Genomic DNA, 447 nt, shown 5'->3' with positions numbered 1-447 from the left:
ATGGCGTTAGTGATTGCGTGGACAAGGGCGGTATTCGCTGAAGTGACGGCTTCAAACCACTTCTGCTTCAATCATTCTGCCATTGAAATAGTCGTTCGAGACTATGTACTCAGCACTACGGGCAATTTCATACTGCATGGGCAGGCTGAGTAGTGTGCTGGGAGGCAGATCTTGCCGCTCATCAAAGATCAGCGGGAAAACACCACCAACACGAATTTTGTACTGCGCCAGCTCTTTGGACCAACTTTGAGTAAAGCCCGCCAGCATAGCTTTGGAGCTGCTGCTCAAAGGTATGGGATTATCCGGCCTGCAAGCGGCTAAATTGATGATCACACCAGACTGATGATGTTCGCGCATGTAGTTTGCGGTTTGTTTACCAAAGGAAAGAAACGCCGATGTGCCTTCTGTCATCAGCTGGCAGAATTCTTCAACTGAGGTCTGGGTCAG

General features: G+C 49.4%; 1 protein-coding gene. It reads right to left on the bottom strand.

Annotation, left to right across the window (positions count from 1 at the left end; translation table 11 throughout):
- Nucleotides 1–51: 51 nt before the first annotated feature.
- Nucleotides 52–447, bottom strand: a 396-nt coding sequence (locus tag ACYP03_RS24140) for an SDR family NAD(P)-dependent oxidoreductase (protein WP_459782384.1), incomplete at its 5' end; no start/stop codon positions are given.

It is taken from the genome of Photobacterium sp. R1, from assembly GCF_054600795.1.
This window is presented reverse-complemented; position numbering and strand designations above follow the sequence as displayed.